Source organism: Jejuia pallidilutea (assembly GCF_002973595.1).
Classification (GTDB): Bacteria; Bacteroidota; Bacteroidia; order Flavobacteriales; family Flavobacteriaceae; genus Jejuia; species Jejuia pallidilutea.
Genome location: NZ_PVEO01000006.1, coordinates 49,243 through 75,479, shown reverse-complemented (window position 1 = coordinate 75,479; position 26,237 = coordinate 49,243). Strand labels below are relative to the sequence as shown.

29 protein-coding genes are annotated in these 26,237 nt (G+C 33.7%); 2 read left to right on the top strand and 27 right to left on the bottom strand.

Annotated elements, in window-relative coordinates; all coding sequences use genetic code 11:
• Positions 1-70 precede the first annotated feature (70 nt).
• The 4 genes from leuD to CLV33_RS11050 all read right to left on the bottom strand — a co-directional run bounded on the left by leuD (position 71) and on the right by CLV33_RS11050 (position 3,642).
• Positions 71-670, bottom strand: a complete 600-nt coding sequence (leuD, locus tag CLV33_RS11065) for a 3-isopropylmalate dehydratase small subunit (protein WP_105473964.1) — start codon at positions 668-670, stop codon at positions 71-73.
• Between the two features lie 89 nt (positions 671-759).
• Positions 760-2,166 (bottom strand): 3-isopropylmalate dehydratase large subunit, encoded by a 1,407-nt coding sequence (gene leuC / locus CLV33_RS11060; RefSeq protein ID WP_042243549.1) that lies wholly within the window; start codon positions 2,164-2,166, stop codon positions 760-762.
• Between the two features lie 179 nt (positions 2,167-2,345).
• Positions 2,346-2,729, bottom strand: a complete 384-nt coding sequence (locus CLV33_RS11055; RefSeq protein ID WP_042243546.1) for an acyl-CoA thioesterase — start codon at positions 2,727-2,729, stop codon at positions 2,346-2,348.
• A gap of 16 nt (positions 2,730-2,745) precedes the next feature.
• Complete coding sequence (locus CLV33_RS11050) at positions 2,746-3,642, bottom strand: DUF72 domain-containing protein (RefSeq protein ID WP_105473963.1); 897 nt, start codon at positions 3,640-3,642, stop codon at positions 2,746-2,748.
• Positions 3,643-3,758: 116 nt separating this feature from the next.
• Here CLV33_RS11050 and CLV33_RS11045 point away from each other — a divergent pair, with 116 nt between their 5' ends.
• Positions 3,759-4,175 carry a glyoxalase gene (locus tag CLV33_RS11045; RefSeq protein WP_105473962.1) on the top strand — a complete coding sequence of 139 codons (417 nt, stop codon included), beginning with the start codon at positions 3,759-3,761 and terminating at the stop codon, positions 4,173-4,175.
• On the opposite strand, the gene CLV33_RS11040 is transcribed toward CLV33_RS11045, so the two are convergent.
• The 5 genes from CLV33_RS11040 to CLV33_RS11020 form a co-directional block, all read right to left on the bottom strand.
• Positions 4,172-4,855, bottom strand: coding sequence for a DUF2461 domain-containing protein (locus CLV33_RS11040; RefSeq protein WP_105473961.1), 684 nt, complete (start codon positions 4,853-4,855; stop codon positions 4,172-4,174). The genes CLV33_RS11045 and CLV33_RS11040 overlap by 4 nt on opposite strands.
• 88 nt (positions 4,856-4,943) lie before the next feature.
• On the bottom strand, positions 4,944-5,504 hold the full coding sequence (locus CLV33_RS11035; protein ID WP_105473960.1) for a hypothetical protein: 561 nt from the start codon (positions 5,502-5,504) through the stop codon (positions 4,944-4,946).
• 259 nt (positions 5,505-5,763) lie between these two features.
• A complete protein-coding gene (locus CLV33_RS11030) occupies positions 5,764-6,666 on the bottom strand; it encodes a mechanosensitive ion channel family protein (protein ID WP_105473959.1) in 903 nt (300 codons plus the stop codon).
• A gap of 53 nt (positions 6,667-6,719) precedes the next feature.
• A complete protein-coding gene (locus CLV33_RS11025; RefSeq protein ID WP_042243521.1) occupies positions 6,720-7,226 on the bottom strand; it encodes a Dps family protein in 507 nt (168 codons plus the stop codon).
• A 157-nt stretch (positions 7,227-7,383) separates the two neighbouring features.
• Entirely contained in the window at positions 7,384-8,163 is a 780-nt protein-coding gene (locus CLV33_RS11020) for a tRNA pseudouridine synthase A (RefSeq protein WP_105473958.1), read from the bottom strand.
• A gap of 98 nt (positions 8,164-8,261) precedes the next feature.
• On the opposite strand from CLV33_RS11020, the gene CLV33_RS11015 reads away from it, so the two are divergent.
• Complete coding sequence (locus CLV33_RS11015; RefSeq protein WP_105473957.1) at positions 8,262-8,681, top strand: hypothetical protein; 420 nt, start codon at positions 8,262-8,264, stop codon at positions 8,679-8,681.
• Between the two features lie 83 nt (positions 8,682-8,764).
• On the opposite strand, the gene hisIE is transcribed toward CLV33_RS11015, so the two are convergent.
• The 18 genes from hisIE to lpxD all read right to left on the bottom strand — a co-directional run bounded on the left by hisIE (position 8,765) and on the right by lpxD (position 26,224).
• The gene (gene hisIE / locus CLV33_RS11010) at positions 8,765-9,358 is read right to left on the bottom strand and encodes a bifunctional phosphoribosyl-AMP cyclohydrolase/phosphoribosyl-ATP diphosphatase HisIE (protein WP_105473956.1); all 594 of its coding nucleotides are present in this window, start codon (positions 9,356-9,358) and stop codon (positions 8,765-8,767) included.
• 66 nt (positions 9,359-9,424) lie between these two features.
• Positions 9,425-10,180, bottom strand: a complete 756-nt coding sequence (gene hisF, locus CLV33_RS11005) for an imidazole glycerol phosphate synthase subunit HisF (RefSeq protein ID WP_105473955.1) — start codon at positions 10,178-10,180, stop codon at positions 9,425-9,427.
• Positions 10,180-10,914, bottom strand: a complete 735-nt coding sequence (gene hisA / locus CLV33_RS11000) for a 1-(5-phosphoribosyl)-5-[(5-phosphoribosylamino)methylideneamino]imidazole-4-carboxamide isomerase (RefSeq protein ID WP_105473954.1) — start codon at positions 10,912-10,914, stop codon at positions 10,180-10,182. Before hisA ends, hisF begins: the two co-directional genes overlap by 1 nt.
• 41 nt (positions 10,915-10,955) lie before the next feature.
• Positions 10,956-11,189: a GIY-YIG nuclease family protein gene (locus tag CLV33_RS10995; protein ID WP_244906428.1), complete on the bottom strand. Its 234-nt coding sequence runs from the start codon at positions 11,187-11,189 to the stop codon at positions 10,956-10,958.
• Between the two features lie 88 nt (positions 11,190-11,277).
• Positions 11,278-11,859 (bottom strand): imidazole glycerol phosphate synthase subunit HisH, encoded by a 582-nt coding sequence (hisH, locus tag CLV33_RS10990; RefSeq protein WP_105473952.1) that lies wholly within the window; start codon positions 11,857-11,859, stop codon positions 11,278-11,280.
• On the bottom strand, positions 11,859-12,998 hold the full coding sequence (gene hisB / locus CLV33_RS10985; RefSeq protein ID WP_105473951.1) for a bifunctional histidinol-phosphatase/imidazoleglycerol-phosphate dehydratase HisB: 1,140 nt from the start codon (positions 12,996-12,998) through the stop codon (positions 11,859-11,861). The genes hisH and hisB overlap by 1 nt, the downstream gene beginning before the upstream one ends.
• Entirely contained in the window at positions 12,998-14,032 is a 1,035-nt protein-coding gene (gene hisC / locus CLV33_RS10980; protein WP_105473950.1) for a histidinol-phosphate transaminase, read from the bottom strand. Before hisC ends, hisB begins: the two co-directional genes overlap by 1 nt.
• 54 nt (positions 14,033-14,086) lie before the next feature.
• Entirely contained in the window at positions 14,087-15,370 is a 1,284-nt protein-coding gene (hisD, locus tag CLV33_RS10975) for a histidinol dehydrogenase (protein ID WP_105473949.1), read from the bottom strand.
• A gap of 62 nt (positions 15,371-15,432) precedes the next feature.
• Positions 15,433-16,290, bottom strand: a complete 858-nt coding sequence (gene hisG / locus CLV33_RS10970; protein ID WP_045372556.1) for an ATP phosphoribosyltransferase — start codon at positions 16,288-16,290, stop codon at positions 15,433-15,435.
• 357 nt (positions 16,291-16,647) lie between these two features.
• Complete coding sequence (locus CLV33_RS10965; protein WP_042243494.1) at positions 16,648-17,463, bottom strand: prohibitin family protein; 816 nt, start codon at positions 17,461-17,463, stop codon at positions 16,648-16,650.
• A 10-nt stretch (positions 17,464-17,473) separates the two neighbouring features.
• Positions 17,474-19,504: a hypothetical protein gene (locus CLV33_RS10960; RefSeq protein ID WP_105473948.1), complete on the bottom strand. Its 2,031-nt coding sequence runs from the start codon at positions 19,502-19,504 to the stop codon at positions 17,474-17,476.
• A gap of 58 nt (positions 19,505-19,562) precedes the next feature.
• Entirely contained in the window at positions 19,563-20,309 is a 747-nt protein-coding gene (gene fabG, locus CLV33_RS10955; RefSeq protein WP_042243492.1) for a 3-oxoacyl-[acyl-carrier-protein] reductase, read from the bottom strand.
• A gap of 151 nt (positions 20,310-20,460) precedes the next feature.
• Positions 20,461-21,333: a succinate--CoA ligase subunit alpha gene (gene sucD, locus CLV33_RS10950; RefSeq protein ID WP_105473947.1), complete on the bottom strand. Its 873-nt coding sequence runs from the start codon at positions 21,331-21,333 to the stop codon at positions 20,461-20,463.
• An 82-nt stretch (positions 21,334-21,415) separates the two neighbouring features.
• Complete coding sequence (locus CLV33_RS10945; RefSeq protein WP_105473946.1) at positions 21,416-22,369, bottom strand: UDP-3-O-(3-hydroxymyristoyl)glucosamine N-acyltransferase; 954 nt, start codon at positions 22,367-22,369, stop codon at positions 21,416-21,418.
• Between the two features lie 65 nt (positions 22,370-22,434).
• Complete coding sequence (gene efp, locus CLV33_RS10940; protein ID WP_045372547.1) at positions 22,435-23,001, bottom strand: elongation factor P; 567 nt, start codon at positions 22,999-23,001, stop codon at positions 22,435-22,437.
• Between the two features lie 4 nt (positions 23,002-23,005).
• Positions 23,006-23,791: an acyl-ACP--UDP-N-acetylglucosamine O-acyltransferase gene (lpxA, locus tag CLV33_RS10935; protein WP_042248240.1), complete on the bottom strand. Its 786-nt coding sequence runs from the start codon at positions 23,789-23,791 to the stop codon at positions 23,006-23,008.
• A gap of 14 nt (positions 23,792-23,805) precedes the next feature.
• Complete coding sequence (locus tag CLV33_RS10930) at positions 23,806-25,212, bottom strand: bifunctional UDP-3-O-[3-hydroxymyristoyl] N-acetylglucosamine deacetylase/3-hydroxyacyl-ACP dehydratase (protein WP_045372544.1); 1,407 nt, start codon at positions 25,210-25,212, stop codon at positions 23,806-23,808.
• The gene (lpxD, locus tag CLV33_RS10925; RefSeq protein ID WP_042243486.1) at positions 25,199-26,224 is read right to left on the bottom strand and encodes a UDP-3-O-(3-hydroxymyristoyl)glucosamine N-acyltransferase; all 1,026 of its coding nucleotides are present in this window, start codon (positions 26,222-26,224) and stop codon (positions 25,199-25,201) included. Before lpxD ends, CLV33_RS10930 begins: the two co-directional genes overlap by 14 nt.
• Positions 26,225-26,237: the final 13 nt, after the last annotated feature.

Genomic DNA, 26,237 nt, shown 5'->3' with positions numbered 1-26,237 from the left:
AAAGCATTTCATAATTAAATGAAATGCTTTTTAGATGTTGATTTAATTTTTTTGTTTCACCACTATACTTCTAGAAAGGTCGTGTTTCTGCAAATGCTCTCACTTCTTCTTTCATGTTTTGAAGATAATCAATATCATCAAAACCATTTAGCATATTGCCCTTTTTGTAGTCGTTAATATCAAAGGTTTCAGATTCTCCGGTAGCCATTAATGTTACGGTTTGGTTGGGTAAATCTACCTTAATTTCTGTTTTAGGATCTGCTTCTATAGCATCAAATAATTTTTGAGCAAATTCTGCTGAAACTTGTACAGGCAATACACCAATATTTAAACAGTTATTTCTAAATATATCTGCAAAAAAGGAAGATATTACACAGCGTAATCCAAAATCGTAAACCGCCCATGCAGCATGCTCTCTAGAAGAACCAGAACCAAAATTCTTGCCTCCTACTAAAATTTTAGAACCTTCGTATTTTGAATCGTTTAAAGGAAAATCTGCAATAGGATTTCCTTCAGAATCATATCTCCAATCACGGAAAAAATTATCTCCAAATCCTTCACGCTTTGTAGCTTTTAAGAAACGTGCAGGTATAATTTGGTCTGTATCCACATTCTCTATTGGTAAAGGATATGCGGTACTTGTTAATACTTCAAATTTATCGTAAGCCATATTTTATTTTCTTTTTGCCTTTAGCATTTTGCTTTTGGCAGACTTTATATTATTTATATTTTTTTTAATGGCCAAAAGCCAATAGCTATTTACACTGTTACTTCCATAATTGTTCTAGGATCGGTTACTACGCCCGTAACTGCAGTTGCAGCAGCAACTAAAGGAGAAGCGAGTAATGTTCTAGACCCTGGGCCTTGGCGTCCTTCAAAATTACGGTTAGATGTAGATACGGCTAATTTTCCGGCAGGCACTTTATCATCATTCATAGCCAAACATGCAGAACAACCAGGTTCTCTTAATACAAATCCAGCAGCTTCTAGTATTTTGTCTAATCCTTCTTCTTTAATTTGATCTACAACTTTATGAGACCCAGGCACTAACCAAGCGGTAATGTTATCTGCTTTTTTACGGCCTTCAACTATAGAGCAAAATGCTCTAAAATCTTCTATACGTCCGTTAGTGCACGATCCAAGGAATACATAATCCACCTGCTTACCTATCATGTTATCGCCTTCATTAAACTTCATGTAGCCCAATGATTTTTTGTATGTAGCCACGCCACCTTGAACATCTTCAGCCAAGGGGATAGATTTCGTTACTCCCATTCCCATTCCTGGATTGGTACCATAAGTTATCATTGGCTCAATATCTGCAGCATTGTAATTAAACTCTACATCAAACTCTGCATCGTCATCGGTTTTTAGGGTTTGCCAATATACCATGGCCTTATCCCAATCTGCACCTTTAGGTGTATGCTTTCTACCTTTTATATATTCAAAAGTTTTTTCATCTGGAGCAATCATACCACCACGAGCACCCATCTCTATAGATAGATTACAAACAGTCATACGGCCTTCCATAGACATATTCTCGAATACATCGCCAGCATACTCTACAAAATAACCTGTGGCACCAGACGTAGTTTGTTGTGAAATAATATATAGTGCTACATCTTTAGGTGTAACACCAAAGCCTAATTCTCCATTTACGTTTATACGCATTTTCTTAGGCTTAGGTTGCATAATACATTGCGTAGACAATACCATTTCTACTTCAGAAGTACCGATACCAAAAGCTATAGCACCAAATGCACCATGTGTAGAGGTATGCGAATCGCCACAAACAATAGTAGATCCTGGTAATGTAATTCCGTTTTCTGGTCCAACAATATGAACAATACCATTGTTTCTGTGGCCCAAGCCCCAATGCGAAATACCATATTCGGCAGCATTATTAGCTAAAGCCTCTAGTTGGTTTGCAGATAATGGATCTGCAACTGGTAAATGCTGGTTCCAAGTTGGTGTATTGTGGTCTGCGGTAGCAAATGTACGCTCTGGATACATTACGCCAATACCTCGTTGTTTTAACCCAACGAATGCTACTGGACTAGTAACTTCATGTATAAAATGACGATCGATAAAGAATACATCTGGTCCGTCTTTAATTTTACGCACTACATGCGAATCCCATACTTTGTCAAACAATGTCTTGCTCATAAATAATTCAAATTTAATAAAGGGTTACAAAGTTAAATTTTATTACAGTTAATCGAAACTTTATAGCACTTTGTTATTTTATTTTTATAAAAAACACAATGGACACAGTATTAATTGCATTTTATGCAATGAAATCAAAAAATTGATTATAATTTTTAAAGACACTTGAGACTTAATCCTTATAATCTATCTTTTACATATTCCACTTTAGTTTTTCCATGGGGTAGAACTTTACCATCGGGCCCTATATTTACCATAACAATGTTAGAAATAGTAATAATGGTTTCCCTAGTTCGCATATTTCTAACCTCGCAGCACAAGGTTAGCGAAGCTTTACCAAATTTTATCGCATCTATACCAATTTCTATAACATCGCCTTGTTTCGCAGAAGATTTAAAATCTATTTCACTAATATATTTTGTAACTACTTTTTGGTTTTCTAATTGCACAACGCTGTACAAGGCTGCCTCTTCATCAATCCATTCTAAGAGCCTACCGCCAAATAAAGTGCCATTAGCATTTAAGTCTTCGGGTTTAATCCATTTTCTTGTGTGAAATCTCATAATTTATAATATATGTTTAAAATAATGTGTTTTGTTGTGCCTCGTTTGGTATGGTTAAGTTACATCCTAACACACTGTTTATTTTTTCTATAAAATATGCTGATAGTAAAGGTGATTCTTTTTCAATATTTTGATGAATGAAAAAATCTATTTCTTTAATCCCCATATCTTTCCAGTGTTTTAAACGCTCTACCCAATCGTCTAAACGTGTATAGTCAGATTGGTGATTAGCACCAACGTAACGTATAAATGCAGTGGCATTGGTTAACCGCATATGCATTAAATCGCGTCGTCCTGCTGTGTCTACAATAACATTAGATATGTTATTGGCTTCTAAAAGTTGGTATAAATTTTCTGCAATGGCCTTATCGTTATACCAATCGGTATGTCTAAACTCTACAGCTAGCGGCATGTGCTTTGGCCAATGCTCTACAAACTCCACAACCCTATTAAAATCTTTAGGAGTAAAATTATTGTGCATTTGCAAAAATATTGTGCCCAATTTTTCTTTTAAATTAGAAGCATTATAAAGATAATTTTCTACAACTTCGTTAGTGCCGTTTAGCCGTTTCCAATGACTAATTTCTTGATTTAACTTAGGAAAGAATTTAAAGCCTTTAGGTGTTTTATTGTACCATGTTGCAAATTGTTCAGCAGGAAAAATTCTGTAGAACGTTGCATTTAGCTCAATGGAGTTAAATTGAGAGGAATAATATGCTAATTCGTCTTTGGTACCTCGTGGATAAAACCCTTTTAAGTCTGCTCTATTCCATTTCGCACAGCCTACATAAATATCTGGTTTAGAAATTTTGGAGTCTTTTTTTGCACTTTTAAGTACTCGTTTTGTGTCTGGGTGATCTTTAGGTAAAGTAAAATCTATTAATTCTGGTGTATCAACGCTTCCAAATTTCATTATTTAATTTTTTATAAAGATAAAAACTTCAATGTTAATAAACCCGTTAACAATTATAAACTAGCTAAACATAATAAGCCTACATATTTATATATTTTTATTAAAAATCTACGAAAATGGACTCTAGACAATTTAGTATTAAAAACATTCGCCCCGAAATTCCAAACAGTATAGTTCATGATAACATGAGTGCAGATGAACGTTTTCAGAATTTAGTGTTGCGCCCAATTATCAAGTTTCAAAATAATTTACTTATTGCCGTTTTTAAAAACTATATAAAAAAACATAAATCTGTGTTTTACGATTTATCGATAGACAAGCGAATAGATTACATTGAAAATGCCATTCAAAAAGATATGAAGTTGCGAAACTCCATGAAAGGTATGGTTATTGGGCTTTTTACTGTTGAGGAATATGAAATTTATATTAAAAACTCTTCGGCTTTAAACAAGCGTATGATGAATATAGTAAAACAACGCTTAATAAGTAATATACAATTGTTTGAAAAACCTGAGTTTTTAGCAGCGGTTTAATCTACTAAAGACACACCATTCAAATCTGTTGTTAACACATCGCTCATATAATCAAAAAACGGGCGTACTGTTTTAAAGGCATTATCTACTTCTTGTAAAAAATTATCGGCTAGTACTTCGGTATCGGTATATTTCTTTATGAATATATACTGCTTTTTCTTAATAAGGTCTATGGCCTTATGCTCCTTATTAAAACCTTTTGGAGCGGTTTTAACTTCGTCGCCTACAAAGGTGTCGCCCCAAACGGAATTGAATGCTTTGTTTGCTAGAATATCCCTTATTTCAGAATCATCCATTTCAAATTCTTTTCTAATTCTTAGCAAATCTTCTTTGGCAGGCTCCCAAAATCCAGTTGCTATAAAACTTTCGTTATTAGGTTGTATATGCACATAGTAACCACCTCTTAGTCTTGGTTTTGCCCTGTGAAAAGACCCGCCAAAATGGGGTTTATAGGGCAGCTTATTTTTAGAAAATCTTACATCGCGGTATATTCTAAAAATTTTAAGTTTATCTATATCGTCATGTTTATTTAAACTTTGAAAAAGCGCATTGTAAAACAATTTCACCTCGCCTTCAATGGCTTTAAATTCTGGTTTGTTTTCGTTAAACCAATCGCGATTGTTGTTTTTTTCTAATTTTTTAAAAAATGTAAAGGCTGATTTTGGTATGGTTACGCTCATAGTTTATTTCTAATTAATGGAGTTCTAAAATACAAAAAGTCCCGAATTGAATCGGGACATTTGCTATTAATCTAAGATTAAGAGTTTTTTACATTCTTTCAATCTTTTCGTTGAAGGTAACAGATTTAATGCTGTTTGAACTTTCATCGTAATATTCAATAATAAAATTGCCGTCTTTATCAAAGTATCCAATGCCATCATATTCTTTACCGCTTATAATATAAGTGCCTGGGTTATAAGAATTCCAAGCTTTTCCAACCGATACAAATTCATGATTCTCACTTATGTGCGTAATGTCGAACCCTGAATTGTTTGGGCTGAATTTATAATTGTTGCTCATATTAACAAAATAACTATCCTTAGTTATAATATCGTATGCTTTATCAGAGTCTTTGTCAACCATAACAGTGGTTTCTACCTTTTTGGTTGCAGGCATCCTGTCTTGGTTAACTTTATTGGCATCGTTAGCATCTAACCTTACATTAGCTGTTTCCTTAGATATTACCTTAACTTTGCCTTCCTTTGTATCTTTTCCATTTTTATACGTAACGGTTTTAACTTCTGTTTCTTTTTTTACTTCTGTAGGTTTTTTTTGGGCATAGGTAGTACCAAAAATTAGTAATACCAATGCATATATTGTATGTTTCATAGTATTGTTTTTTTAGTGTTATACTTAAAGCTTCTTTACAACATGTATTTGTTTGTTTTCGCTTCTTCTTTTACTTCTTTATAATCTCATCTTTTACATCGTCTTATAGCGTTTCTGAATTTTCATTTGCTTCTCTCTTAATATCCTCAATATTTAAGTTGTTAAATTTTAGTTACTCACAATAATATAATACATAATTGTATATGCCATTAGTGCATATACAATTAATGTGTGTTGTTATGAAAATTATAGATTACACCTAGTTATTTGAGTAACCATTACTTAGAACAGATTCGTCAAAATTAAGTTCGTTATCGAACTGAAGCGTTCTAATAGGGAATGGAATATTGATTCCTGCCTTATCATAGGCTTTTTTAATTTCAATAATTGCCTTGGTTTTAGATTTTAATTTTTCTAACATACTTTCTGCATCAATCCAAAATCTACATAAGTAATTAATTGAACTATCACCAAACTCGGTAAAATAGAACTCTACATCATCAGGACGTTCTACTTGATCGAAGGTTTTTGCTATTACTTCTTTTGTGAGTTTTTCTACTTCCTCTAAATCAGACTCATACCCTACGCCGCATTCTAAAAATACACGCATTCTAGTTGTTAACGAGTAATTTTTTAAAGGATTTTCTAGAATCATTTTATTAGGTATTACTACAATGTTATTATCTGCTTCCTTTAAAACAAATTCTTTAAGGTTTACATCTATAACTTCACCTGAATAGCCATTGGTTTCTACCCAATTGCCTATTTGTATACGTTTTCTAAATGAAATTACAATTCCTGCAAATGTGTTAGACAATGTGCCTTGTAGCGCTAAACCAATTGCTAAACCAGCAACTCCGGCTCCTGCAAGTAACGATGTTAACATTTTACTTAAATTTAAAATGCCTAACGCTAAAAACAATCCTGCCACTACTATTACTACTGCAGATATTTTAGCTATAATGTTGGCAACAGATTCTTGTGGCACACGTTTTTTAACCAATTTTAAAACAAATTTTCTAATATATCTCGCCATAAAGAAGGCAGCTGCCATTACTATTATGGCCAGAATTAAATTTGGTATGTTTTGTATTATGGCACTTAACCAACCTTGTAATTTATCAATAAGATCGTTAAATGCTGTTGTGATGGTACTTTCCATTTTTTTAGTTTTTAAGATTAATACTTAATTTTTTTGTAAAAATTGATTATCAACTAGTTCGCATCAACAACATCTTCTTTTAAATTTTCTGTAGTTTTCTTGCCCCATGCATTTAGCATCCAGCTAAATTTTTCTAGCTCTCTAATGTAAGCTCCAATTAAGTCTATAGTGCCTTCATCAGATACTTCTTCGGCTTTTTCAATAATTTTTGTCATTTGGGCTAACATTATTTTATGATCGTTCAGGGTATCTTCAACCATATCACTATCAGTTTGTAATGGTGCCTCTTCGGTTATTGAAGCCGTTTTTAAATAGTCTTCCAACTTACTCATCGGATGATACCGCAGTGTTAAAATACGTTCTGCAATTTCATCTATTTTTAATTTGGCATCGTTGTATAATTCTTCAAACTTTTCGTGTAGGTCAAAGAAATTTTTTCCGATAATATTCCAATGTTTACTTCTTAATTTCTGATAATACACATGATAATCGGCTAGTAAAATATTTAATTCCACTACCACAGGTATTAATTCTTCGTCATTCATATTTAAATAGCTCATAATTTGTGTTTTTTTAAGATTACACTATATAAACTATAGGTATAACAGAAAATGTCAAGCCATTTAACAAGGTTTAACTGCATTAAGATTTATTTAACTTAAATTATGTTAAAAAAAGCGGAAAGTGTTAAAAAAATTTAGAGAATAAAACAGAGATCTAATCAATAAAATCGATGTTTTTAAGAATTAAACCAGATGCTGGAGCTATGTAATTCATTTTAATTTTACTGTTTGGAACAAGGCTATTTTTAATGTCTTGAAGCGTTAAGTTGCCTTTTCCCAAATCGATTAATGTTCCCATCATTAAACGAATTTGGTTACGCATAAAACCTTTGCCTTTTACGCGAAGTATATAGGATTGTTCTGGGAAATAATTAGCAGAATATAAGGTGTTTTCCACCAATTCGCAGGTTAAAATTTCTCTGGTATAAACCCCGTTTTCAGTTGGTTTATAGCAATACGACCATAGATAGTTTTCGCCTTCAAACAGTTTAGCACCTTGTTTCATAAGGTCTATATCTAAGTCATCTAAAATCGTTGTCATTATTGGAGCACAAAAGGGATGACATTTTTCACCATATGTAAACAGATATAAATATTCTTTTACCTTAGAATGATTTATAATATTAAAATCCTTATCTACCTCCCGCAAACTTAAGGCTCTGATATCTTGAGGTAAATTATAATTAAACAGCTCTAGAAATACGTTATTATCTTCTAAAGGTTCTTTTAAAAACAACTCGAAGGCTGTGTTTTCCGCTGAAACCATCGCATCTGTTCTTCCAGAAATTAAGCTTTTAAAATACTTACCTTCTAAGATAAAGTTTAAGGTTCTATCTACCATTAAATGCAATGTTTTTACATCGGGTTGCTTTTGCCAACCATGAAAACGATAGCCTAAATACTGAATGTTTATAACGTAGAAATACTTTTTCATAAGGATTTTATTCCGCGGTGGAAATTAGTTTATTTACAAATTGTGACAAAAAATTTATACATTGTATTATGTTTTACTAACTATAACAACTAGAAATTATGTCGAATTCTTCAACTATTAAGCCCCCAATTTGGTTTTGGATTGTAAGTATTATTGCCTTAATTTGGAATGGCATGGGCGTAAATGCTTATTTACAGCAAGCATATGATACCGAAAGTTACAGAGCTATGTATAGCGAAGAACAACTAGAAATTGCTGCTAACATGCCTTCTTGGGTCACAGCAGCATTTGCAATTGCTGTTTTTGCTGGAGCTTTAGCATCTCTTGGATTGTTACTTAGAAAATCTTGGTCTGTAAAATTATGGATGTTGTCTTTAATTGCTGTAATTGTACAAATGGGTTATATTCTTATAAATGGGTATGCTTCAAGTGTGGGAATGACCATAATGATAATTGTGTTTGCATTTTTCTTTGTGTGGTTTGCAAGAAAATCTGAAGCAAACGGCTGGTTATCCTAATAGTATAAAAATTAAACTCGTTTAGGAATCTCTTAAACAAATGAAAGCCTCCTAAACGAGTTATTTATTGCCATTGCAAGGATTTATTTATGTCTTCCTTTCAATTCGTTTTCTATATCTTTTAACGTAAAGCCTTTGGCCTGTAACAACATGAGGTAGTGAAACAATAAATCTGCCGATTCATACAAAAATAACTCATCGTTATTATCCATAGCTTCAATAACAGTTTCAACAGCTTCCTCTCCTACTTTTTGCGCTACTTTATTTATGCCTTTTGAAAACAAACTCGCAACATAAGATTTGGCAGTGTCTTTATTGGCTACACGTTCTGCAATAACATCTTCTAACGTTGAAAAGAATCCGTAAGATGAAGTATTGTCTTCTCCCCAACAGTTGTCAGTTCCTTTATGGCATGTGGGGCCAACAGGATTTACTTTAATCAATAAAGTATCATTATCGCAGTCGTTTTTAATATTAACTAAATTTAAATAATTACCACTTTCTTCACCTTTAGTCCATAAGCGTTGTTTACTTCTGCTGAAAAAAGTAACCAGTTTGGTTTCTAAGGTTTTTTTATAAGCTTCCTCATTCATATATCCCAACATCAGCACTGTTTTAGTGGTAGCGTCTTGAATGATGGCAGGTACTAAACCGTTTGAATCGTATTTTATTATCATGATCTACTTGTTATAAACTAAAATGGAACTTCGACTGAATTCTGTCTGAACATTTTAGTAAATTGATTAAAGTCGTACTTCAATATGATGTTCTTTTAACACTTTTTTTAATTCTGGAATTGGTATTTCATTAAAGTGAAATACACTTGCCGCTAAGGCTGCGTCTGATTTCCCTATAGTAAAGGTATCGATAAAATGTTGTACGTTACCAGCACCTCCCGAAGCAATAATAGGAATATTTAACATATCAGATAATTGTGCTAAGGCTTTGTTTGCAAACCCGTTTTTGGTGCCATCATGATTCATGGAAGTAAATAATATTTCACCAGCACCACGTTCTTCCACTTCTTTTGCCCATTCAAACAAATCGATTTCGGTTGGAATGGTGCCTCCTGCTAAATGTACTTTCCAATTACCATCAACCTCTTTAGCATCAATGGCGACAACCACACACTGACTTCCGAATTTTTCGGCTAATTCGTTCACTAACTCAGGCCGTTTAACCGCCGACGAATTAATAGACACTTTATCGGCGCCGTTTTTTAGTAAGGTATCTACATGTTCTACTGATGAAATACCTCCTCCTACTGTAAACGGAATATTAACCTGTTCGGCAACGTGTAACACCATTTCTAAGGTTGTTGCTCGCGCTTCTAAAGTCGCCGAAATATCTAAAAACACCAGTTCGTCTGCACCATAATCGGCATATTGTTTAGCTAATTCTACAGGATCGCCCGCATCTCGTAAATCCACAAAATTTACACCTTTTACGGTACGTCCATTTTTAATATCTAAACAGGGAATGATTCGTTTTGTAAGCATTATACAAATTTTTCTAATTGCTTTAATGTAATTCTATCTTCGTAAATGGCCTTACCAATAATAACACCTTCGCAACCAATTTCTATTAATTTAGGCAACTCATCTATATGCGAAATACCACCAGATGCTATTAATTTTATAGATTGGTCGCTGCTACTATTAGTGCAACTTGCAATAATTTTTTTATATAAATCGAACGAAGGGCCTTCTAGCATGCCATCTTTAGATATGTCGGTACAAATTACATACTGAATGCCTTTTTTTTGATAAGCCTTAATAAATGGAATAACATCTTCTTCACTTTGCTCCATCCAACCGCTAATAGATACTTTTCCATCATCGCTATCGGCACCCAAAATAATTTTGTTACCACCATATTTAGACACCCAACCTTCAAAGGTTTTAGGATCTTTTACAGCAATGCTTCCTCCGGTAATTTGTCGTGCACCAGAATTAAAAGCAATGTGTAAATCTTCATTGGTTTTTAAACCACCACCAAAATCAATTTTCAACTTTGTTTTAGAAGCAATTTGCTCTAGCACTTTATAATTTACAATATGTTGGGCTTTGGCACCGTCTAAATCTACTAAATGCAAATATTCAATGCCTGAACCTTCAAAAGTTTTTGCTATTTCTAACGGACTTTCGCTGTATACTTTTTTAGTGCCATAATCGCCTTTGGTTAAGCGAACGCACTTGCCTTCTATAATGTCTATGGCTGGTATTATTCTCATTTATTAACTTGTTAATAAACCCTGAATTTATTTCAGGGTCTTTATATTTCTAATTTTATTAAATCAGGATTCGATGTCTTTATCAAATTCCATTTCCATTCTTTATTCCAATTTTTTAATTGCCTTTCTCGTTTTCTTGCTAATTTACTATCATCATAAATTTCATAATATATCAAATCAAAAACATTATATTTTTTTGTAAAAAAGGCACCCCTTCCCGATTGATGGGCTTTAATTCTTTCTTTTATATTACTTGTAAAACCTATGTACAACACTGTTCGGTTTTTATTTGATAATATGTAACAGTAATAATTCAATTAAAATTAGATTTAAACAAACAGTTTCTGAAACAAGTTCAGAATGCTAAAGGTTCAAAAAATTCTCTAGAATTTTTGAACCTTTAGCACCACTTTTTTCTGGGTGAAACTGCGTGCCATAAAAGTTTTCATGTTGCAATGCCGAGGCGTAATTAATTTCATAATCCGTAGCTGCTATGGTTTCATTACAATGCTCTGAATAGTAACTGTGTACCAAATACATGTATTCGTTTTCTTTGATGCCTTTAAATAAATCGGACTTCAAATCTTTAATCACGTTCCAACCCATTTGTGGTACTTTTACGTTATTAGAAAAGCGTTTTACTTTGGTTTGAAAAATACCCAATCCTTTAGTATTACCTTCTTCAGTGTGCAAACACATTAACTGCATGCCCAAGCAAATACCTAAAACCGGCTGCTTAAGCTTAGGTATCAATTCGTCTAAACCACTTTCTTTTAGCATTTTCATTGCTGAACTTGCTTCTCCCACACCCGGGAAAATAACCTTATCGGCAGCTTCTATCTCTTCAGGATTTTTAGACAATACAGCCTCGTATCCTAATCGGTTAAACGCAAACTGAATACTTTTTATATTTCCAGCGCCGTAATCTATTATTACTAGTTTCATTATAGCATTCCTTTTGTGCTTGGTAAAAACATTTTATTTGCATCTCGTTTTACAGCCATTTTCATAGCTTTAGCAAAGGCTTTAAAAATTCCTTCTATTTTATGATGCTCGTTGACACCCTCTGCTTTTATGTTTAAATTACATTTAGCGCCGTCTGTAAACGATTTAAACAGGTGGTAAAACATTTCGGTTGGCATATCACCTATTTTTTCGCGCTTAAATTCCGCGTCCCATTCTAACCAATTTCTTCCGCCAAAATCTACTGCAACTTGCGCTAAACAATCGTCCATGGGTAAACAGAAACCATAGCGTTCTATACCTAATTTATTTCCTAAGGCTTTATTGAATAATTCACCTAAAGCAATCATGGTATCTTCAATGGTGTGGTGTTCATCAACTTCTAAATCGCCATTTACTTTAATGGTTAAATCCATCGCACCGTGGCGACCAATTTGGTCTAACATATGATCGAAAAACGACAAGCCAGTATCAATATCATTCTTACCAGACCCGTCAAGGTTTAATTTTATATATATCTGAGTTTCATTAGTATTACGTGTTATTTCTTCAACGCGATCTTTAAGCTTTAAAAACTCGTAAATTTCTTTCCAGTCGGTACTTGTCAAGGCAATACAGTCTAAAATTTCCTGTTTAGATGTTTCAATTTCATCTGCTCCTAACTCGGGATTTTCAGCTAAATAAATACCTTTTGCGCCCAAGTTTTTGGCTAATTCCATATCGGTAATTCTGTCTCCTAATACAAAAGAATGTTGTAAATCGTACTTATTTGTATCAAAATATTGGGTTAATAATCCTGTTCTTGGTTTCCGCGTAGGTGCATTTTCATGAGGAAAGGTTTTATCGATATGAACTGCGGCAAACGCTACACCTTCTTTTTTAAACGCATCAATAATTTTGTTTTGTGCTGGCCAAAAGCTGTCTTCTGGAAACGCATCTGTACCCAAACCGTCTTGGTTAGTTACCATAACCAGTTCATAATCTAATTCACTGGCAATTTTAGCCATATATTGAAATACTTTTGGATAGAACTCCAACTTTTCTAAACTATCTAATTGATAATCTACTGGCGGTTCTAAAACCAAAGTGCCGTCTCTATCTATGAATAATACTTTTTTCATTAGATTGATTTTAAAGTATGTATTAAAATTTCATTTTCATCTGGTGTCCCAATCGTTAAGCGCAAACAATTTTCACAACCAGGCTGTGTGGTTCTATTACGTATTACAATGCCTTTTTCTATGAGCTGATTGTAACGTTTTGTAGCATCATCTACTTCTGCTAACACAAAATTTGCATCGGATGGGTATATTTTTGAGACATAATCAATTTCAGATAATTTCTCAATTAGAATATCTCGTTGCTTTAAAATTTGCTCTACTTGTTTTTGTATAACATCGTCTTGTTCTAGTTGCGAAATCGCTTTTTGCTGCGTTAACGCATTAACATTATACGGTGGTTTTATACGATTTAAAACTGAAATTATTTGCTTGGAAGCATAACAAATCCCTAGACGAATCCCAGCCATTCCGTAGGCTTTAGATAGGGTTTGGGTTACGATTAAATTTGGAAACTCAGATAACCTGCTAGTCCAACTTTCTGATTTTGAAAAATCGATGTAAGCTTCATCAACCACTACAATACCATCAAAATTTTTCAATAAATATTCTATTTTACCTTTAGCAAAGCTATTACCTGTTGGATTATTTGGTGAACAAATAAAAATAATCTTTGTTCTGTAACATTTCGCTCTTGTAATGGCTTCAATATTGGGTTGAAATGCTTTAGTTAATGGTATTTTTCTGTTTTCAATAGCATTAATATTTGCCAACACACCATACATACCATAGGTTGGAGGTAGTGTAATAATGTTATCAATATTGGGTTCGCAAAACACTCTAAATATTAAATCTAAAACTTCGTCACTGCCATTGCCAAGAAGGATATTATCTTCTGGAATACCCTTTTTTAGAGAAAGTAATGCCTTAACACTACGCTGTTTCGGATCTGGATAACGGTTTACACCATTCTCAAACGGATTTTCATTGGCGTCTAAAAACACCATATTATTAGTATCACCCTGAAATTCATCTCTTGCTGACGAATAAGGTTTTAATGCTTTTACGTTAGATCGTATTAAATCTTTAATATTCATTTTTTTACCTAAACCCCAAAGGTTTTATAAAACCTTTAAAGTTCTCTAATTCTATTATTTTAAATCTTTTAACCTAATACTTACAGCATTTTTATGTGCCTGTAAGCCTTCAGCTTCTGCCATTAATTCAATGGTCTCACCTATGTTTAAAATACCTTCTTTTGATATTTTTTGAAACGTCATACTCTTCATAAAGCTATCTAAATTTACTCCCGAATAGGCTTTACTAAATCCGTTTGTTGGTAAGGTATGATTAGTGCCTGATGCATAATCTCCGGCGCTTTCTGGTGTATAATCGCCAATAAAAACAGAACCTGCGTTATTAATATTATTTACGTACAAATCTTCATTCTCACAACAAATAATGTAATGTTCCGGTCCGTATTCATCAATTAATTCTAAAGCCAAATCGTCGGTTTCAACAAAAATAAGTTTAGAATTTGCTATGGCTTTTTGTGCAATTGCTTTTCTTGGCAGTACTTCTAATTGCTGTTGAACTTCATCTGAAACCGAATGTATTACATCCATTGAGGTTGATACCAGAATTACTTGGCTATCAACACCATGTTCGGCTTGACTTAACAAATCGGAAGCTACATAAGCCGCATTCGCTGTTTTGTCTGCAACTACCAATAACTCACTAGGGCCTGCAGGCATATCTATGGCAACACCATGTTTTGTAGCAATTTGTTTTGCAACCGTTACAAACTGGTTGCCTGGGCCAAAAATTTTATAAACTTGCGGTATGGTTTCTGTACCAAATGTTAAACCCGCTATGGCCTGAATTCCACCTGCTTTAATAATTTTGGTGACGCCACACAAATGTGCAGCAAACAAAATTTCTGGAGCTAATTCGCCTTTTTTATTTGGTGGCGAACATAATACAATCTCTTTACAGCCTGCAATTTGTGCTGGTATTGCTAACATTAATACGGTAGAAAACAAAGGTGCTGTACCACCTGGAATGTACAACCCTACTTTTTGAATTGGCCGTTTTTCTTGCCAACAGTGTACACCTTTGGTAGTTTCTATTTCAATTTTTAATGTTTTTTGTACATTGTGAAACGTCTCTATATTCGTCTTAGCTTGCTTTATGGCGTTTTTAAGATTTTCTGGCACTTGCTTTACAGCATGCTCTATTTCATCTCGTGTTACAAGGTTAGACTCTAAAACTACTCCATCAAACTTTTGGGTGTAGTTTTTTATAGCTATATCACCATTTTGAGCTACTTCCTCAAAAATTTTATTAACGGTAGCCTCTATATCTCCAACAGTTTGTGTAGGACGTTTTAATATATTGCGCCACTCACTTCTATTTGGATTAACTATAATTTTCATTTGTAATTTTTATTTATCAAAATTAGTGCAATTCCAACCATTGCAGAATGCTAAAAATTGGTCTAAAGCACCATTTTCTCAATTGGGCATACTAATATGCCTTGTGCGCCTTTAGCTTTTAAATCGTCTATAACATCCCAAAATTCATTTTTACTAATCACAGAATGTACTGAACTCCAACCTTCTTGTGCTAGTGGCAATACCGTTGGACTCTTCATTCCAGGTAATACATTTATAATATCTTGTACTTTATCGTTAGGTGCATTAAGCAATACATATCTAGAACTTCTTCCTTTTAAAACCGACTTGATTCTAAACTGAATAGTTTCTAATATAGCTTGTTTTTCAGCGTTTAATTTAGGTGATACAGCTAAAACCGCTTCTGATTTTAAAATAGTATCTACCTCTTTTAAATTATTTTTAAATAACGTACTTCCGCTGGAAACGATATCGCAAATAGCGTCTGCCAACCCAATATTTGGTGCAATTTCAACCGAGCCATTAATAATATGAAGGTTTGCGTTTACACCATTTTTATCTAAATACATTTTAACAGTATTAGGATACGATGTTGCAATACGCTTACCTTCTAAATCTTTAATACTTTTATAACTATCTGTTTTAGGGACTGCGATACATACGCGACATGTAGAAAAACCTAATTTTTCTACCACATCAATGCCTTCTCCTTTTTCTATTAATACATTCTCGCCAATAATGGCCGCATCTACTACACCATCTTTTAAATATTGAGGTATATCGCCATTTCGTAAATAGAAAACTTCTACAGGAAATCCTTTTGCTGAAGCTTTCAATTGGTCTTTGCCATTATCTATAGAAATCCCAATATCCTTTAAAATTTTCATGGAGTCTTCGTTTAGACGCCCCGATTTTTGCACTGCAATTCTTAATTTACTCATTTTTAATAGTTTACTATTAAGTTTTAGCTTTTATGATGAGATCCCCACCTTCGTGGGGACTATTCCAAATTGTAATCACTACAATTTGAAATGAAAAACCCGCTTGATTAGTCTCAAACGGGTTTAAATATATGTTGATTTTACTCAATACATTTTTACTTCGCTTGAGAGCAAATGTAAAAATGATGATGTGTTTGAGTAAAAGTCATTTTCTTAATTTGATACAAATATCAAGAATTTATAGTTAAAACACCAAATTATCTTAATAAATTTTAGAACAATTAATTATTCCTTAAATAAGGCTATAATTTTTTATTTAAAATTCACCATACAAGATATAAAGTTGAAAAATACAACTTATTGATTGCCTAGTATAATGGGCAGCCCACTATCGCCTGAGCCAATAACTATAACTTTACTGTTAGGCGATTCGGATAATTTCATAGTAGCATCAATACCTTTATCCTGCAAAATTTTATCGGTTAATGATGCACTTAAAATTCTGTTGGCATCTGCTTTTCCTTGTGCCTCAATCCTAACTTTTTCTGCTTCTTTAGTAGCGGTAACTAACCTAAACTCGTATTCCAAAGACTCTTGTTCTTGCTTTAACTTGCGCTCAATAGCTTCCTTAATGGTTGGTGGCAATGTAACATCTCGCACTAAAACTTCATTTAGCTGTACAAATTGCTTTTCTAAAATCTTTTTAGTTTCAACAAAAATCTCATCTTGAATAGCATCTCGTTTGGTAGAGTACAATTGTTCTGGCGTATAGCGCCCCACAACGCTTCTTGCGGCACTACGAATAGCCGGTTGTATTACACGTTGCAAATAATTTTCGCCTAGGGTTTGATGTAGTTTCCCTAAATCGTCATATACAGGTTGATACCAAGCCGAACCGTCTATTTGAATTTCTAAACCATTTGATGATAATACTCGCATTTTCTCGAACAATTCTTGTTGACGCACTTCGTAAATATACACTTTGTTCCAAGGTGCAATAATATGAAAGCCTTCCCCTAATGGCGGTTCATCTGTAACTACACCTCCATCAAAAGTTTTATACAGTACACCTGCCTCACCAGAGCCTATGGTTATTGCAGATTTTGCTAGTAATACAAATAAAATAATAACAACCACTATTATTGGGAATGCTATTTTTGGTAATCTTTCCATGTTTCTTTTTTTAAATTAATCCGTTATATTTCCTTAAAAACCATTCGGCAGATAAGGTTAAAATTAAAAATACCAATAGGTATTTCCAGTCTATCAAAGGTACGGTATTTTTATTGCTTTTTTGTATGGGTTTGTAATGTTCGTTATTCACTAATTCAGAAATTAGTTCATCAACATTATTTACAAAATAGCTTTTGCCGCTAGTATTGGCCGCCAACTGTTTTAGTTTTGCTACATCGGCATTTAAAAATTGTTCTTCAATGTTATACTCCAAAACTTCAAAACTGCCAGACTTTGATAAGTTCTCACCTTTTGAACGTACCGTAAAACTATACTTTGATGCATCTAAACCACTTAAGTCTACTTGATAATTATTACTTTTTAAAATAAAAGGAGTAGTACTTTTTTCTTTTGAACTGATGTTTTCAAGTATTAATTCTAATGATTGCCTTGTATCGAATTGATAATTTTTATCGAAAGTTTGTGCCTTAATAATAATGTTATTACTTCCTGTGTAAAACGATTCGTAATCTACGGTTAGCCTACTTTTTTGTTGATTTGATGCTAAATACTGGGTTAGTTTTCCTATAAAATCATCAAAAGGATTAAATGATGTTTCATTTAAAAAACTTTGTGCTCGCCATTGCCATATATTTTCACCAAACAATACGGCTTCCCTCCTGCTATTGGTTTCTAACGTAGCAAGCAAAGGTTCGTTTTTAGAAATTCCCAAAACAGATTTTCCTAATAAAGTTTGAAAGGGTACTGTAAACGAAATATCTCCAAAAGGCCCTTTTAATGGTGGAAAATCTTCAAAATTTATGTCTTCTATCAAAAAAGGTGAAAAGTTTAAATTAAAGATAGCTTGAAAATCTTCTTCTTGTCCTGTTTGTGCAACGTTAAATACTTTTGAGTTGTTATTAACAAAACTTAGTTGCGTTTTGGCTCCAACTATTGTGAATCTGTTTTTGTTTTCAGCGTTTAAAACCTCATAAACTTCTTTAAATTTATTATTTGGCTGATACAATATAACCAATTGAAAATCATTTTTTTTATTTAAAAAATCTATTGGGTTTAAAATTTCTACAGCGCGTTGTTCGTTACTTTCTATGCTCTTTTTTAAAGCGCCCAAATCTGGGTGTGAAAAATCGCTTACCAGCGCTATTTTTGTTTTTTGATCTATAACTTCTACAGCAAAGTTTTTGGAATTATTAGTGGTGTTTTTTTCGCTTTTTAGCGCTTGTAATTTAGCTGTAAAGCTTTTAACCCCAACGCTATTTGCCGGTAATGTTAAACTTATTACTGTTGAATTTTCTTGTTTAGAAAACGTAACAACTTTTGAATACAATACAGAATTACCTTGGTTTATTGTGAATTTTGTACTTATTGGGGCATTACCTTGATACACCAAAATAGCCTCAATAGGAAATTTGTTTTTTAAAAATGCGTATTTATTAATATTTATTTGCTGTATTTTTAAATCTGTGTAAGTAGTTGTATCTCCTAAAATAATGGGGTAGATTGGTTGTGTGTACTTGTTAGATACCGAATAATCATTACCAAAAGTTTGATTTCCATCTGAAATTAATACTACAGGAGCAACCTTGTTTTTATAAATGCTTGACAGCTCACGCAGCGCTTTATCTATATTACTTGCTTTAGATTTAAAAATAATAGTATCTGATGTTTTTATTACATCATCAAAAGTAAACACATCTATATCAAATTCTTTTTTTAGTTCAGGATGTTCCGTTAGTGTATTTAAAATAGATAATGCATTTTTATCTTGTTTTAAATATGCTATAGAATTAGAATTATCAACAGCAACTACAAGATTAGGCTTTTCGGTATAAATGCTAACCTGTGTAAACTTTGGATTTATAAGTAATAATAAAATCGCAAAGACGGAAAGAAATCGCAAAAACGTAAATACCAACACCCATTTGCCCTTATACTTAGCTTTATATTTATACTGAAATAGCGCTACAAGTAGCGCTATTATTCCAGATAATATAATAAGTAAAAGAGTTTCTGTACCCATTAATTTTTTTATATTTAGATATGGCTCCTACTTTAAGGAAACAAAAAAGTTAAAATGTTTAAGTTAGCATTCCGCCATCTACATTAAGCGTTTGTCCTGTAATATAGGCACTCATATCGCTAGCTAAAAACACACATGCATTGGCAACGTCCTCTGGGGAACCTCCTCTTTTTAAAGGGATACCAGCTCTCCATCCTTTTACAACATCTTCATCTAATTTAGCTGTCATTTCAGTTTCTATAAAACCAGGTGCAATAACGTTACTACGTATATTTCTAGAGCCTAGTTCTAGAGCTACGGATTTAGAGAAGCCTATAATTCCTGCTTTGGATGCAGCATAATTGGTTTGTCCTGCATTACCTTTTACGCCAACCACAGAACTCATATTAATAATAGAACCCTTACGCTGCTTTAACATAGTGCGCTGTACAGCTTTCGTCATATTAAAAACAGACTTTAAATTTACTTCTATTACTTTATCGAAATCTTCTTCTCCCATGCGCATTAACAAATTATCCTTTGTAATACCTGCATTATTTACCAAAACATCTATACTTCCAAAATCTTTAAGTACGTCCTCGGCCAGTTTTTGGGCTTCTTCATAACTTGCAGCATTACTTTGATAGCCTTTAGCATTAACACCTGCGTCTTTTAATTCTTTTTCTAATGCATTAGCTGCTTCAACCGAAGCACTATAGGTAAATGCAACATTTGCGCCATGTTCAGCGAACACTTTAGCAATACCTCTTCCTATGCCTCTACTTGCTCCAGTAATAATTGCGGTTTTTCCTTCTAATAATTTCATTGGTTATAGTTAGTTTGATGTGTATTTCTTAAAATATTGATTTATTCAAATATAATAAATACTGATTGCTTGATATAAAAAAACCTCACAAAATATCGTGAGGTTTAACAAGCCTATTAAATGTAAATAGCCTTTGTAATTGTATCTATTTTTAATTTAAAACTTCTGCAACTTTTTTACCAATTTCGGCAGGAGAATCTACTACATGAATCCCACATGCTCTCATAATTTTCTTTTTGGCTTGCGCTGTATCGTCGCTTCCGCCTACAATAGCTCCAGCGTGCCCCATAGTTCTTCCAGCAGGTGCTGTTTCACCAGCGATAAAACCAACAATTGGCTTTTTACTACCACTTGATTTGTACCAGTTGGCAGCATCGGCTTCTAGTTGTCCGCCAATTTCACCAATCATTACTACAGCTTCTGTTTCTGGGTCGTTTATTAATAATTCTACAGCTTCTTTTGTTGTAGTTCCTATAATAGGATCGCCTCCAATACCAATAGCTGTTGTAATTCCCAAACCTTGTTTTACAACTTGGTCGGCAGCTTCGTAGGTTAAGGTTCCAGATTTTGAAACAATGCCTACTTTACCTTTTTTAAATACAAACCCTGGCATAATACCCACTTTGGCTTCACCTGGAGTAATAACACCCGGGCAATTAGGACCTATTAATCTAGAACCTTTATCTTTTAAGTAATTTGAAGCGGTAATCATGTCTGCAACAGGAATCCCTTCTGTTATAGTAATAATAACCTTAATTCCAGCATCGGCTGCTTCCATAATAGCATCGGCTGCAAAAGCTGGTGGTACAAAAATTATAGTAGTATCTGCTCCTACTTGCTCTACGGCTTCCTTAACAGTGTTAAATACAGGTTTATCTAAGTGGGACTGACCGCCTTTTCCTGGAGTTACACCACCAACCAGATTGGTGCCATATTCAATCATTTGTTCTGCGTGAAATGTACCTTCACTTCCTGTAAAACCTTGTACTATAATTTTGGAATCTTTATTTACTAAAACACTCATAAGTGATAATTTTTCGTTTTTATTTTAAGTGTAACAAAAGTAATTTTTTAAGTGTGAATTTTAAAGCAAAACCAAACTTATTTTATCTTTCATTATTTTTATCTTGGGTTTTTAATTGTGTTATTATTTCGGGAATTTTTCTAACATAGGCCATTTCCTTAAACTTTAACCTAGCTTCGTAAGCAGGCGTACCAAAATACGTTTTGTTTTCTTGAGTAGATTGATTAACTCCAGATTGTGCGAACAACTCTGTGCCTTTTGCAATGGTAACCCCACTTTTAACACCTACCTGCCCCCACATGGTTACATTATCTTCAACAACAACACAACCTGCAATTCCTGTTTGCGATGCTATAAGGCACTGTTTGCCTAAAACAGTATCGTGCCCTATTTGTATTTGGTTATCGAGTTTTGAGCCTTCGCCTATTCGCGTATCGGCAGTAACACCTCTATCTATAGTACAGGCTGCTCCAATGTCTACATTGTTTTCTATTACAACACGTCCGCCAGATTTTAATCTATCGTAACCTTCCGGCCGCTTCTTGTAATAAAAGGCATTTGCACCTAAAACAGTACCTGCGTGAATTGTAACATTATCTCCAATTATTGTATCATCATAAATACTAACATTAGAATGAATTATACAATTATTACCAATAGTTACATTATTACCAATAAAACAATTTGGCTGAATAACCGTATTTGCACCAATTTTAGCGGTATCCGATATGGTTTTATCAGAAGGTCTAAAAGGTTTAAAATACTCTGTGAGCTTATTAAATTCTCTAAACGGATCGTCACTTACCAAGAGCGCCTTTCCTTCTGGGCAATCTACTTTTTTATTAATTAAAACAATTGTTGCCGCCGATTGTAACGCCTTATCGTAATACTTTGGATGATCCACAAAAACAATATCCCCGGGTTGAACCACGTGTATCTCGTTCATTCCCAATACGGGAAAATCTTTATCGCCAACAAAATCGCAATCAATTAATCGCGCAATTTCTTTTAAGGTTTGTGGTTTTGGAAACTTCATATATTAGTATTCAGTTGACTATCTTGAGTTTATAGTAAAAAACGTATAGGAACTGCCCCACTTAACTATTCCTTAACGCGCTCTTTATAAGTGCCCTTATCGGTTTCTATTTTAATCTTGTCGCCTTCGTTAATAAACAAGGGCACATTAACGGTAGCGCCAGTTTCTACTGTTGCAGGTTTTGTGGCGTTAGTTGCTGTATTTCCTTTAACACCAGGTTCTGTATGGGTTACTTCTAAAATAACACTTGCTGGCATTTCAACAGAAAGTGGCATGTTATCTTCAGAATTAATAATTACCGTAACTATTTCACCTTCTTTCATTAGGTCTGGTCTGTCTAAAGCTGCTTCTAACAAACGAATTTGTGTGTAATCTGCTTCATTCATAAAGTGGTAGAACTCGCCATCGTTATATAGATACTGAAATTTATGAGTTTCTACACGTACATCATCCAATTTATGTCCTGCAGAAAAGGTATTATCTATAACTTTTCCGTTGGTTACACTTTTTAATTTTGTTCTTACAAATGCTGGTCCTTTTCCCGGTTTCACATGTAAAAACTCAATGATTTTGTAAATATCATTGTTGTACCTAATACATAATCCGTTTCGTATATCTGATGTTGTTGCCATTTATTTAATTTGATTTAAAATATCCTTTCATAATACCACGATGAGAGTTCTTAATGAACTGAAGAATTTCATCACGTTCTGGAGTGGCCTCCATTTCTGCTTCAATAATTTCTGAAGCTTGGGTATTGTTATAATTTTTTTGATATAATATCCTGAAGATATCCTGAATTTCTCTTATTTTATCGGTTGTAAACCCTCTTCGTCTTAAGCCTACTGAGTTAATACCTACGTAAGACAAAGGTTCTCTTGCAGCTTTAACATACGGAGGCACATCTTTTCTTACCAAAGAACCACCTGTAACAAACGCGTGGTTACCAATAGACACAAACTGATGAACAGCCGTCATACCTGCTAAAACCACATAATCTCCAATTGTAATATGGCCAGCAAGTGTACTGTTATTAGAAAAAATACAGTTATTACCCACAATACAATCGTGTGCTATGTGGCAATATGCCATTATTAAACAATTGTTACCTACCACAGTTTTCATTCTATCTGCAGTACCGCGGTTTATAGTTACACATTCCCTAATGGTTACATTATCTCCTATTTGAACAATGGTGTCCTCATCATTATATTTTAAATCTTGGGGGACAGCAGAAATTACAGAGCCGGGGAAAATATTACAGTTTTTACCAATACGCGCACCTTCCATTATGGTTACGTTACTGCCTATCCATGTGCCCTCACCAATTACTACATTGTTGTGAATTGTTGTAAATGGCTCAATTACTACGTTTTTTGCAATTTTTGCACCTGGGTGTACGTATGCTAACGGTTGATTCATGTTTTACCTTTTAATTATTTTACTTTAGAAATTTGCGCCATTAGTTCTGCCTCTGCACATAATTTACCATTGGCATAGGCATAACCTTGCATATGACAAATTCCTCTACGTATTGGTGTAATTAATGAACATTTAAAAATTAATGTATCGCCAGGGCTTACCTTTCTTTTAAACTTAACTTTATCCATTTTCATGAAAAACGTTAAATAATTCTCAGGGTCTGGTACCGTACTTAAAACCAAAATACCGCCTGTTTGTGCCATGGCTTCAACTATTAAAACCCCAGGCATTACAGGTGCTCCAGGAAAATGCCCTTTAAAGAACTCCTCATTCATAGTTACGTTCTTCATGCCAACAACATGGTGGTCGGTAAGTTCAAAAACCTTATCTAATAACAAGAAAGGTTGTCTGTGAGGTAGCATGTCCATTATTTGAGTAACATCCATTAAAGGCTCTTGATTCAAATCTATCTTGGGAACATTATTGCGACGCTCGTTTTTTATGAGCTTGGAAAGCTTTTTTGCAAATTGGGTATTTACAAAATGCCCTGGTTTGTTAGCAATTACTTTTCCACGAATTCTTGTGCCAACCAAAGCTAAATCTCCAAGAACATCCAATAATTTGTGTCTTGCAGCTTCGTTTGGGTGGTGCAACGTTAAATTATCTAAAATACCATTGGGTTTAACCGCAATATTGTCTTTCTTAAAAGCAGCACGCAGTTTGTCCATGGTTTCGGGAGACAATGGTTTATCTACATAAACAATAGCATTATTTAAGTCTCCCCCTTTTATTAATCCATGCTCTAAAAGCATTTCAATTTCATGTAAAAAACTAAAAGTTCTTGAGTTTGCAATTTCATCCTTAAAGTCTGAAATCTGGTTTAACGTAGCATTTTGAGTTCCTAAAACTTTAGTTCCAAAATCTACCATCGTAGTTATTTGATACTCTTTAGCTGGCATTACTAAAATTTCACTGCCACTTTCTTCATCGGTGTACGAAATAACATCAGAAACTACAAACTCTTCTCTTGTGGCATCTAATTCTACAATACCGGCCTTTTCAAGAGCTTCAATAAAAAATTTAGAAGAACCGTCCATAATTGGAGGTTCAGAAGCGTTTAGTTCTATTATTGCATTATCAATATCTAAACCTACTAGAGCTGCGAGTACATGCTCTGAGGTTTGAATAACAACACCATTTTTTTCTAAACAGGTACCTCGTTGTGTATTGGTTACATAATTGGCATCGGCTTCAATTACTGGAGCGCCTTCTAAGTCTACGCGCTTAAAAGCTAATCCAAAATTAGCAGTAGCAGGTTTAAAAGTTAAAGTTACATTTTTACCAGTGTGTAAGCCAACCCCTGTTAGCGACACTTCATTCTTTATAGTTTTTTGCTTGTTCTCTGTATTAACTATTGCCATAGCTTTTTTCTATATCGTTAAATTTTTTGACCATTTTAGGCAGGTTTTTAAAATGTACATAAGACTTATTATAATCTGCGTAAGCAAATGCTGGCGAACCTTGTAATACCTCGTTATCTTTTACATTTCTACCAATTCCAGATTGTGCTTGTATTTTAACATTGTTTCCTATAACAATGTGACCAACGATACCTACTTGCCCACCTATTTGACAATTTTCGCCAATTTTTGTTGAACCTGCTATACCTGTTTGTGCTGCAATTACGGTGTTTTTGCCAATTTCAACATTATGTGCTATTTGAATTTGGTTATCTAGTTTAACGCCTCTTCGTATAATGGTAGAACCCAAAGTGGCCCTATCTATGGTTGTAGCTGCGCCTACATCAACAAAATCCTCTAAAATAACATTGCCTGTTTGTGGTACCTTTTGGTATTCGCCCTTTTCGTTTGGTGCAAAACCAAAACCATCGGCTCCTATAATTGCACCAGAATTAATAACGCAATTATTGCCTATTATACATTCTGAATATATTTTTGAGCCCGCAAAAACTATAGTATTGTCCCCGATTTTTACATTATCGCCAATGTATGAATTAGGAAATATTTTTACATTATCGCCTATTTTTACATTTTCTCCAATATAGGAAAACGCGCCAATGTAAATATGAGCTCCATGAGAGGAAGACTCTGCTATAAACGATGGTTGTTCTACTCCAAACTTATTAAGTTTAACTTGATTGTAATATTCTAAAAGTTTAGAAAACGATTTGTAAGCATCCTCTACCTTAATTAAGGTAGTTTTAATATTTTCTTCAGGTTCAAAAGTTTTGTTAACTATAGTAATTGAAGCTTTAGTGGAATAAATATAAGAGGTGTATTTGGGATTTGCCAAAAAGGTTAAAGACCCTTCTACACCTTCTTCAATTTTTGCAAGTTTTGATACTTTAATATTTGCATCTCCAACAATATCTCCTTCTAAAATATCTGCTATTTGTTGTGCTGTGAATTTCACACGTGTTGAGTTA

Excerpts from the sequence above, each read along its gene's own strand:
- CLV33_RS11035 (WP_105473960.1), bottom strand. The coding sequence starts at position 5,504 with ATGAAACATACAATATATGCATTGGTATTACTAATTTTTGGTACTACC.
- CLV33_RS11025 (WP_042243521.1), bottom strand. The coding sequence starts at position 7,226 with ATGAGCTATTTAAATATGAATGACGAAGAATTAATACCTGTGGTAGTG.
- CLV33_RS11015 (WP_105473957.1), top strand. The coding sequence starts at position 8,262 with ATGTCGAATTCTTCAACTATTAAGCCCCCAATTTGGTTTTGGATTGTA.
- efp (WP_045372547.1), bottom strand. The coding sequence starts at position 23,001 with ATGGCAACAACATCAGATATACGAAACGGATTATGTATTAGGTACAAC.
- sucD (WP_105473947.1), bottom strand. The coding sequence starts at position 21,333 with ATGAGTGTTTTAGTAAATAAAGATTCCAAAATTATAGTACAAGGTTTT.
- hisF (WP_105473955.1), bottom strand. The coding sequence starts at position 10,180 with ATGCTTACAAAACGAATCATTCCCTGTTTAGATATTAAAAATGGACGT.
- hisH (WP_105473952.1), bottom strand. The coding sequence starts at position 11,859 with ATGAAACTAGTAATAATAGATTACGGCGCTGGAAATATAAAAAGTATT.
- CLV33_RS11045 (WP_105473962.1), top strand. The coding sequence starts at position 3,759 with ATGGACTCTAGACAATTTAGTATTAAAAACATTCGCCCCGAAATTCCA.
- hisIE (WP_105473956.1), bottom strand. The coding sequence starts at position 9,358 with ATGATAATAAAATACGATTCAAACGGTTTAGTACCTGCCATCATTCAA.
- CLV33_RS11030 (WP_105473959.1), bottom strand. The coding sequence starts at position 6,666 with ATGGAAAGTACCATCACAACAGCATTTAACGATCTTATTGATAAATTA.
- CLV33_RS10945 (WP_105473946.1), bottom strand. The coding sequence starts at position 22,369 with ATGAAGTTTCCAAAACCACAAACCTTAAAAGAAATTGCGCGATTAATT.
- CLV33_RS11020 (WP_105473958.1), bottom strand. The coding sequence starts at position 8,163 with ATGAAAAAGTATTTCTACGTTATAAACATTCAGTATTTAGGCTATCGT.
- CLV33_RS11055 (WP_042243546.1), bottom strand. The coding sequence starts at position 2,729 with ATGAGATTTCACACAAGAAAATGGATTAAACCCGAAGACTTAAATGCT.
- leuC (WP_042243549.1), bottom strand. The coding sequence starts at position 2,166 with ATGAGCAAGACATTGTTTGACAAAGTATGGGATTCGCATGTAGTGCGT.
- CLV33_RS11040 (WP_105473961.1), bottom strand. The coding sequence starts at position 4,855 with ATGAGCGTAACCATACCAAAATCAGCCTTTACATTTTTTAAAAAATTA.
- leuD (WP_105473964.1), bottom strand. The coding sequence starts at position 670 with ATGGCTTACGATAAATTTGAAGTATTAACAAGTACCGCATATCCTTTA.
- CLV33_RS10930 (WP_045372544.1), bottom strand. The coding sequence starts at position 25,212 with ATGGCAATAGTTAATACAGAGAACAAGCAAAAAACTATAAAGAATGAA.
- fabG (WP_042243492.1), bottom strand. The coding sequence starts at position 20,309 with ATGAAATTATTAGAAGGAAAAACCGCAATTATTACTGGAGCAAGTAGA.
- hisG (WP_045372556.1), bottom strand. The coding sequence starts at position 16,290 with ATGAGTAAATTAAGAATTGCAGTGCAAAAATCGGGGCGTCTAAACGAA.
- CLV33_RS11050 (WP_105473963.1), bottom strand. The coding sequence starts at position 3,642 with ATGAAATTTGGAAGCGTTGATACACCAGAATTAATAGATTTTACTTTA.
- CLV33_RS10960 (WP_105473948.1), bottom strand. The coding sequence starts at position 19,504 with ATGGGTACAGAAACTCTTTTACTTATTATATTATCTGGAATAATAGCG.
- hisA (WP_105473954.1), bottom strand. The coding sequence starts at position 10,914 with ATGAGAATAATACCAGCCATAGACATTATAGAAGGCAAGTGCGTTCGC.
- hisD (WP_105473949.1), bottom strand. The coding sequence starts at position 15,370 with ATGAAAATTATAGTTAATCCAAATAGAAGTGAGTGGCGCAATATATTA.
- lpxA (WP_042248240.1), bottom strand. The coding sequence starts at position 23,791 with ATGAATCAACCGTTAGCATACGTACACCCAGGTGCAAAAATTGCAAAA.
- hisC (WP_105473950.1), bottom strand. The coding sequence starts at position 14,032 with ATGAATATTAAAGATTTAATACGATCTAACGTAAAAGCATTAAAACCT.
- hisB (WP_105473951.1), bottom strand. The coding sequence starts at position 12,998 with ATGAAAAAAGTATTATTCATAGATAGAGACGGCACTTTGGTTTTAGAA.
- CLV33_RS10965 (WP_042243494.1), bottom strand. The coding sequence starts at position 17,463 with ATGGAAAGATTACCAAAAATAGCATTCCCAATAATAGTGGTTGTTATT.